The 7,452-nt window shown below is 68.5% G+C and carries 8 protein-coding genes and 1 tRNA gene; 4 read left to right on the plus strand and 5 right to left on the minus strand.

Going from position 1 to position 7,452, the window contains the following annotated elements; genetic code table 11:
• Positions 1–71 precede the first annotated feature (71 nt).
• Complete coding sequence (locus KME78_RS19160) at positions 72–308, plus strand: hypothetical protein (protein WP_219530416.1); 237 nt, start codon at positions 72–74, stop codon at positions 306–308.
• 4 nt (positions 309–312) lie between these two features.
• Here KME78_RS19160 and KME78_RS19165 read toward each other — a convergent pair whose 3' ends face one another.
• Positions 313–1,257, minus strand: coding sequence for a cobalamin biosynthesis protein (locus tag KME78_RS19165; protein WP_219530417.1), 945 nt, complete (start codon positions 1,255–1,257; stop codon positions 313–315).
• Positions 1,238–2,023: an aminoglycoside phosphotransferase family protein gene (locus KME78_RS19170; RefSeq protein WP_219530418.1), complete on the minus strand. Its 786-nt coding sequence runs from the start codon at positions 2,021–2,023 to the stop codon at positions 1,238–1,240. The genes KME78_RS19165 and KME78_RS19170 overlap by 20 nt, the downstream gene beginning before the upstream one ends.
• Before the next feature lie 95 nt (positions 2,024–2,118).
• On the opposite strand from KME78_RS19170, the gene KME78_RS19175 reads away from it, so the two are divergent.
• Positions 2,119–2,853 (plus strand): ZIP family metal transporter, encoded by a 735-nt coding sequence (locus KME78_RS19175; protein ID WP_219530419.1) that lies wholly within the window; start codon positions 2,119–2,121, stop codon positions 2,851–2,853.
• 22 nt (positions 2,854–2,875) lie between these two features.
• On the opposite strand, the gene KME78_RS19180 is transcribed toward KME78_RS19175, so the two are convergent.
• Positions 2,876–3,802, minus strand: coding sequence for a tyrosine-type recombinase/integrase (locus KME78_RS19180; RefSeq protein WP_219530420.1), 927 nt, complete (start codon positions 3,800–3,802; stop codon positions 2,876–2,878).
• 93 nt (positions 3,803–3,895) lie between these two features.
• Here KME78_RS19180 and KME78_RS19185 point away from each other — a divergent pair.
• Positions 3,896–3,969 (plus strand) — tRNA-Arg (locus tag KME78_RS19185).
• Positions 3,970–4,165: 196 nt separating this feature from the next.
• On the opposite strand, the gene KME78_RS19190 is transcribed toward KME78_RS19185, so the two are convergent.
• Positions 4,166–4,705 (minus strand): site-specific integrase, encoded by a 540-nt coding sequence (locus tag KME78_RS19190; RefSeq protein WP_219530421.1) that lies wholly within the window; start codon positions 4,703–4,705, stop codon positions 4,166–4,168.
• A 397-nt stretch (positions 4,706–5,102) separates the two neighbouring features.
• Positions 5,103–5,729, minus strand: a complete 627-nt coding sequence (locus KME78_RS19195; RefSeq protein WP_219530422.1) for a tyrosine-type recombinase/integrase — start codon at positions 5,727–5,729, stop codon at positions 5,103–5,105.
• Between the two features lie 840 nt (positions 5,730–6,569).
• Here KME78_RS19195 and istA point away from each other — a divergent pair.
• On the plus strand, positions 6,570–7,452 hold an 883-nt coding region (istA, locus tag KME78_RS19200; protein ID WP_246651322.1), incomplete at its 3' end, for an IS21 family transposase.

Here is a 7,452-nt window from a genome sequence, read left to right on the forward strand (position 1 = left end):
ACAGCTGAGTATTCTGGGACTTTCAGCTTGTGCGGGGGCACAACTCCTTTGACTTACGGAGGAGCGGCTCTATGGACACGTCCGACAGCCGCGTAGTCGTCTTATTCATCATCGTGGCATTAGCCGTGTTCGTCGCGGGACGCCGTTTCCAGTCGATGGTCTCGGCCCGGCAGGCCTGGCGGCACTCCATGCGGGCCGTACCGATCAGGCGGCAGTCCAGGGGCAGCTCATTCAAGGTGATGCTCGGGCTGGGCGTGGTCGTGGTGATCGCGTTCTGGTTCGTGACGAACCTGCAGATGCTGACCTAGAACCTCAACCCCGGCGGCGCAGGCCCCAGGCGGCCAGCACCGCGAGGCCGGCGGCGGTCAGGCTCACCGCGCGGGTGAGGCGTACCGCGCGCCGGATGTCCCCGGCCTCGGGCTTGGGGCCGTCGCCCATGGTCGGGCGGTGCTCGGTCCGGCCGCCGTAGACGTTCGTGCCGCCCAGCGTGAGGTCGAGCGCACCGGCGAACGCGGCCTCGCACCTGCCCGCGTTCGGGCTGGGATGGCGGTGGCCGTCCCTTCGCAGTACGGCCAGCGCCCGCGACCGGTTCGGGGCGACGAGTACGGTGATCAGACCCGTCAGCCGGGCCGGCAGGTAGTTGGCCACGTCGTCGAGCCGGGCCGCCGCCCACCCGAAACGCTCGTAGCGCGGCGAGTGGTGGCCGATCATCGCGTCGAGCGTGTTGATCGCCCGGTAGGCCAGCAGCCCGGGGACACCCGCCACGGCGCCCCAGAAAAGAGGGGCCACGACGGCGTCGGAGGCGTTCTCGGCCAGGGACTCGACGGTGGCCCTGGCGATCTCGGGCGCCTCCAGCCGGGCGGGGTCGCGTCCGCACAGGTGCGGCAGCCGGGCGCGCGCCCTGGTCAGGTCGTCGTCCTCCAGCGCCTCGGCCAGGTAGGCGCCCTCGCGGGCCAGCGTGGTGCCGCCGAGCACCGCCCAGGTGGCGACGGCCGTCAGCGCCGTACGGACGACCGGGTTCGTCACGCGTTCGGCCAGTACGCCGAGGCCCAAGGCCGTGCCCGCGCAGACGACGACGTGGGCGACGCCGTTCGGCCTGGCGTCGCCGTACAGGGCCTGCTCCAGCCTGGTGGCGGCGCGGCCGAACAGCGCGACGGGGTGGGCCGTGCGCGGATCGCCGACGACGGCGTCGAGCACGACGCCCAACGCGATGCCGAGCGGCCTGGTTGGGTGGGACTTAGCTGACCAAATGCGCATGGAGCTTATCTTCGTGCTTGTCCAGCCAGGCGGCCGCCCGGCGGATGCGCTCGCCCGCGCCGCCCGCCCACATCCTGGCCCAGCTCCCGCCCGCCGCCGCCCGGCCACGCATGACCGTGTACGAGCGCTGGAACCGGAGCCTGGCCAGCTCCAGCAGCCGTCGGCGATCACGGGGCGGCACCCCGTACGCGTCGCAGAACAACCGGAGCCGCGCCCCCACGTCCAGCCCGCGCTGGAGCGGAGCCAGGTCGACGGGGTCGGCGATGGGCGCCCAGTGCCTGAGCGTCGTGACGACGTCGAACAGCCGGGTCGTCGGCCGGGCCAGATCGAAGTCGATCAACGCCCGCGGCCTTCCGTCACGAAATATCACGTTTTCGAGGGTTAAGTCGCAGTGACCGATGACCTCGGGGGCGGCGTCGTCGTTCGAACCGCCTTCCCAGCCGTCGCGGGTCAGCGGGAAGCCCTCCGTCGCGTCGTGGAAGTCGCGCAGCAGCTCGGCCAGGCGTACCAGAGCCTCGTCGGTGACCGTCACCAGGCCGAGCCCGGTCGTACCCGGAACATAGGTGAGGATCTCCCGCCCGAGCCCGTCCATCCCCACCACACGCGGCGCGCCGTCGAACCCGGCAGCTTCCAGGTGGCGGAGCAGGGCGTGCACGGCGGGCGTCGACGGGCTCACCGGCCTGCGCACGGTGTCTCCGACCCGGACCACCCCGTCTGTCACATCCCCGCCCTGCAGGGGGATCTCATGCAGGAGCGTCGCGACCATGCCAAGAGAGCTTAGACCCTTTCATAACCCTCCCGCCTGGTGTTTTAGCGTGTCGCGACTCTGCGGCGCATACGCGCGCCGTAGCCTGGAGCGTCATGCCGATCCTGCTGTCGTTCGCGGCATTCTTGATGACGCTGCTCGGCGGGCTGGTCGCGCATCGGGTCAAGGAACGCCGTCACCTCGTCCTCGGCGCCGCCGCCGGCGTCATGCTCGGTGTGGTGGCCTTCGACCTGCTGCCTGAGGCGCTCTCGCGCGAACCGGCCGAGCTCGGTGGGGTGCCGGTGCCGATGCTCATGTTCGCGCTGGCGTTCCTCGGCATCCACGCCGTCGAACGCTCGATGGGCATGCACGACGCCCACGAAGGCGATTACGCCTCACACCGCCACTCGCACGCGGGCGTCGGCCTCGTCGCCGGCACCGGGCTCGTCGTCCACAGCTTCCTCGACGGTGCCGCGATCGGCGCCGCCTTCCAGACCGACGCCACGCTCGCCGTCGCCGTCGCGATCGGCGTCATCGCGCACGACTTCACGGACGGGTTCAACACGTACACGATCACTTCCCTGTACGGGAACGCGCGCCGCCGGGCCGTGCTTCTGCTGGGTCTGGACGCGCTCGCACCGATGACGGGGGCGACCTTGACGTCTCTGATCGCGATTCCGGCCGGGATATTGGGGGCGTACTTGGGGATGTTCGCCGGATTCCTGCTATATCTGGCGACGTCCGACATCCTGCCCGAGGCCCACACCACGAGCCGTGCGGCCGCTCCGACGCTGCTGGCGACGGTGGCGGGGACGGCGTTCATGTGGGTGGTGATCGCGCTGACCGACTGACTGACGCCGATCGGGCGGCTGGTCAGAGGCGGTCTGCGCCAGCTTGGAGGTATCGGCGCACTATCTCCACACTCTTCCACCCGGTGATCCGCATCAGATCGAGCGGATCGCCGCCTTTGTCCAGATAGTCGTCGGCCATCGTCTGCCGGAACCGGTGCGGATGCAGCCGCCCCGAGATCCCCGCCTGCCGCCCCCGCCGTTCCAGCATCTGCTGGATCCCCGTGGCGGTCAGCCGCCGCTCCCCACCTTCGGCCGTGATGCCGCGTACCGGAAGCCAGAGCCAGGGCGACGCCGCGTGCGGATGCCGCGCGCGGGCCCGCAGATACCGATCGATCGCCGCGGCGGCCTTCGGCCCGATCGGCACCAGATGCGCGTCCTCCCCCTTACGGACGATCCGCAGCAGCCGCCGATCCAACCACACGTCGCCGCTCTCGTCGCTGACACCGTGCCGAAGCCCAGCCAGCCAGGACAGCCGCATCCCGTTGTCCATGAGCACCCGCACGATCGCGGTATCCCGACGATCCACCCAAGACCCCCCGGAACACACCTCCAGCAACGCCTCAAGCTCCCGATCAGCCAGCAACTCGGCCGTACGACTGGCCACCTTGGGCGGATCGATCCCGGCCATGGGCGTCCCCGCGGTCCGCTCCTCCTCCGCGATCAGCCAGTTGAAGAACACCCGCAGGTTCCGGAAATGCTTGTGCGCGTTCCCCGGACTGGTCGTGGCCGTACTGGCATCGAGGAACGCCCGCACGTTCGCGGCCTCGACCGCCTCCACCTCCACGGGCAACCCGCGCTCGGAGAGAAACCGGGCCAGGACGCGTACGCTGTCGAGGTAACTGCGGATCGTTCCGGGTGACTTGTCGGCCGCCTGAAGGGACAATTCCCAGGAGGGGACCATGTCGAGCAGGGGAGGCGAAGGGGGCAGCTGTCTTCGGGATCGCGCCATGGGCCTCTCCAAATCCGATACTGTTCGATCGGTGTATGATTATGCTACCGTCTCACCTGGTCAGCCGACGTGCTGGTCAGACGCCGAATTCGAGCGCCCTTAGCTCAGCTGGATAGAGCACCGGACTTCTAATCCGACGGTCGCAGGTTCGAATCCTGCAGGGCGCGCTTTGATCATGTCCTGACCTGTGTTTATGCGGGATCGGATGCGTTCTAGAATTTTCGTCTAGCGCTTGCGTGCTCGCCCGCACCAACCCCGCACATCCCATGATCCATTCGCCGTCTCCAGTCTTGTGGGAAGAGCAGCGGCCCCGCCTCGCCGCGAAGAGGCGGCGATCGCGGGGCCGGATGCCTAATCCGACTGTCAGCCTCGTATCGAGATGAGTTTCCCGGGCTCGGCCTGGTCTTCCTTGCCGAACAGCAGGGCTGCGGTCTTCTCGGCTGCCGCCGTGGCCACCTGCGGATAGACGGACGTGTAGGTGTCGGCGGTGAAGGCGCTGGAGGTGTGTCCCAGTGTTTCCTGCACGCCCTTCATCTCCACCCCGGCCGCCAGCATCAACGAGGCCGCGCCATGGCGGAGATCGTGGAGCCGGATGGGTGGCAGGCTGGCCAGGTAGGCCAGCCAGAGGAACTGATCGGAGGCGTGCTGGGGATGCAGGCGGCTGCCGTCGGGCTGGGTGAAGATGAAACCGCTGTCGGTCCAGGCTTCACCCATGGCCAAACGTTCCTGTAGCTGCTGCTGCCGGTGGGCGCGCAGGATCTGGGCGGTATCGGTGTCCAAGGCGATGGTGCGTACGGAGGCGTCGGTCTTCGGAGTGCCCTCGTGGACCTGCCAGGCCAGCTGCACGAGCTGCCAATTCACCGTCAGGGTATGGCCGTTCAAGTCGACCTCCTTCCAGCGCAACCCGCTCTTCGCCCCGGCGCAGGCCGCGCAACGCGATAAGCCGGTACAGCGCGTACAGGCGGTGACGCTGCGCCTCTTCGAGGAACAGGCGGGTGTGCGCTGGGGTCCACACCATGACCGAGGAGGGGCGCGGCACGCCGGTGTAGGCGTCGATCGGATCGACCCGCTGCCCACCCCGGCGCTGCTTTTCCGCCTGCCGGTAGGCGCGGAAGTCCTCTTGCCACGCGCAGACCCGGTCATCGATCCACAGCAGCGGCTTGGGCCGGACATGGGCGGCCATCTCCAGCACCGCGGCCGGGTTGAAGTCGATCAGACGGTCTTGCCGCATGGCCATGTTGAGCGCGTGGCGGAGGGTCGCGCGGATGCGGTGCATGGTGGCGATGCTGATCGGCCGCCGTTACTTGACGGTCGCCCGAACCTGCGGGTCGGTGTCGGCGCGGCGCTCGGCAATGGTGTCGTTGAACTCCTCGATCTGCTCAAACATCAACGCGATGTCGCTAACCTTGAGCTGATCCAACCTGAGCCGCCCCAGGTATGGAGTGAGGTAGAGGCGAATGTGGCCCTCGTAGGAACGGCGGGTGGTCTCCTCGATCTTCCGCTTGCGGTTGAGGAATTCCGCCAGCCACTGCTCGACGGTGATCTCCTCGGTCAGATGCTGCCCAGACTTGATCTTCCGACGGACCGTCTCCGCATTCGGGAGGGTCTCGGTTTCGGCCAGCGTGCGGTTGATCAGGTCGGCGATCTGGGTACGGGTCGCGGGCTCGCGCGGGTCTGCCAAGGCGAGCAGGTCGCGCACGTGGCCGAGTTCGTCCTTGGCTGCGTCCTGGGTGGCGAAGCCGCCGCGGCGCAGCGGCCCCCGCCTCTTACCGTCGGGGCCGGACGGAAGTTCGATCTGGTAGTTCCAGATGCCGTGCCGGTAGCTCCACCCGCCGTCGGCGCGGCGGAGCTTGGGGCACTTCTGCCCGAGCGCTTTGCCGTCGCTGTCGCGGCAGGAACAGCGTTTGAACGTGAGTCCTTCGGCCATCGTGGTGCCTGTCCTCTTCTCTTCGGTGCTGTTGGGGGCGCTGGTGTGGTGGGGAGCGGAGTGGCGCTTGGCGCAGGGGGTGCTGCGCGCCCAGTCCCGAAGCAGCCGGAGCAGGGCTGGCCCTGATCGAAGGGCGTGCCTTTACTAGGTCCTGTTTCGAGCGCTCATCCCGCGATATCCCGTTCAGCCATGGCCCCGGTGATCGCTGGATACGGGTGCACGCCGGTCCTGTCGCCCGTGCCGCCGTCTGTACGGCGTGGAGCGCCGGGGTCGTCGTGTTCCCGGCCGGCGTGGCCGATGCGGTGGCATGCTCGGGCGAGCACGCCGGTGGTCGTCACCCGCCGCATCGATGGCCGTGCCGGACAGGGCATATCGACGCCCACCTGGATGGCGACGGTCAAGCCGAATCCGACGGTCAACGCCGGGTCGGGGCGCCGGCGGTCTCCGCACGGCGTCGCCGCCATCTCACCGTGTTTTGCTTCTCGGAGGCGCCAAAGAGTAAGGGCTGCACTGGCATGCAGCTGCGCACCCACCCGTGCATTTGAGATGAGACAGGCGTTTCCAGCACGTCGGCCCGGAATGACCGCGCGGTCGCTGCTGACGGGTCTCATCGGTCGGCGGTTGGGCGTCGTCGGTCGTGCTAAACGGTATGGTCCGTGGTGTCCGTGGCCATGTAAAAGTCCCCACAGGTGGCCAGTTCGAGGTCACCACTGATGGCCGGTTTAGGTCCCCGCTTCTTCTTCGTGCTGTTCGCGTGTCGTGAGGAGGGGTGTGCCCTGAGCGGTGATCGTGACGGTGTCAGCCAGTCACGAGATCACCGCTCAGGGGGTCTGCCCGGCCATGAAGTCTTCGGGGGAAGTCATGGACATCATCGCCGCCTACCGTGAGGTAGGCACCTATCGCGGGGCCGCCGAGATGTGCGGCACCACGCACAAGACCGTCAGACGCATCATCGAGCGGGCGTTGGCCGGGGGCAAGCCGCCGGGCCGCAGACGGCGCGAGCACAACTTCGATGCGGTCGCCGATCTGGTGGCCGAGAAGGTCCAGAGCACGGCCGGGAAGATGTCGGCCAAACGGCTGCTGCCGCTGGCCCAGGCCGCCGGGTATGCGGGATCGGCGCGCAACTTCCGGCGTCTGGTGGCCGAGGCGAAGAAGACGTGGCGGCGCGGCCATCATCGCGGGCGGCGGCCGGCGGTCTGGACGCCGGGCGAGATGCTGGTCATCGACTGGGGCGATGCGGGCGGCGGGTTGCACGTGTTCTGCGCGGTGCTGGCCTGGTCGCGCTTTCGTTTCGTGCGCTTCGCCGACAACGAGCGGGCCGCCACCACGCTGGCGTTGCTGGCCGAGTGCTTCGAGGAACTCGGCGGGGTGCCCAAGGTGGTGCTGGCGGATCGGATGGGCTGTCTGAAGGGCGGCGTGGTGGCCAACAAGGTCATCCCCACTGGTGACTACGTGCGCTTCGCCACCCATTACGGCTTCCGGCCCGATTGGTGCGAGGCGGCCGACCCGGAATCGAAGGGCATCGTGGAGCACCTGGTCGGCTATGCCAAACGTGATCTGGTCGTGCCGCAGGCGCCCTTCGACGACCTGACCGTGGCCAACGTGACCGCCCGCCAGTGGTGCGCCGAGGTCAACACGGTGACGCACTCGGAGATCTGCGCCATCCCCGCCGAGCGGCTGGCCGGCGAGCGGGAACTGCTGACCGCACTGCCGTCGCTGCGGC

This window comes from Nonomuraea guangzhouensis (assembly GCF_019396345.1).
In the GTDB taxonomy this organism is placed as follows: domain Bacteria; phylum Actinomycetota; class Actinomycetes; order Streptosporangiales; family Streptosporangiaceae; genus Nonomuraea; species Nonomuraea guangzhouensis.

Bases quoted from the DNA above. Each gene is read 5' to 3' on its own strand.
- KME78_RS19195 (WP_219530422.1), bottom strand. From the start codon at position 5,729: ATGGCCGAAGGACTCACGTTCAAACGCTGTTCCTGCCGCGACAGCGAC.
- KME78_RS19175 (WP_219530419.1), top strand. From the start codon at position 2,119: ATGCCGATCCTGCTGTCGTTCGCGGCATTCTTGATGACGCTGCTCGGC.
- KME78_RS19170 (WP_219530418.1), bottom strand. From the start codon at position 2,023: ATGGTCGCGACGCTCCTGCATGAGATCCCCCTGCAGGGCGGGGATGTG.
- KME78_RS19180 (WP_219530420.1), bottom strand. From the start codon at position 3,802: ATGGCGCGATCCCGAAGACAGCTGCCCCCTTCGCCTCCCCTGCTCGAC.
- KME78_RS19160 (WP_219530416.1), top strand. From the start codon at position 72: ATGGACACGTCCGACAGCCGCGTAGTCGTCTTATTCATCATCGTGGCA.
- KME78_RS19165 (WP_219530417.1), bottom strand. From the start codon at position 1,257: ATGCGCATTTGGTCAGCTAAGTCCCACCCAACCAGGCCGCTCGGCATC.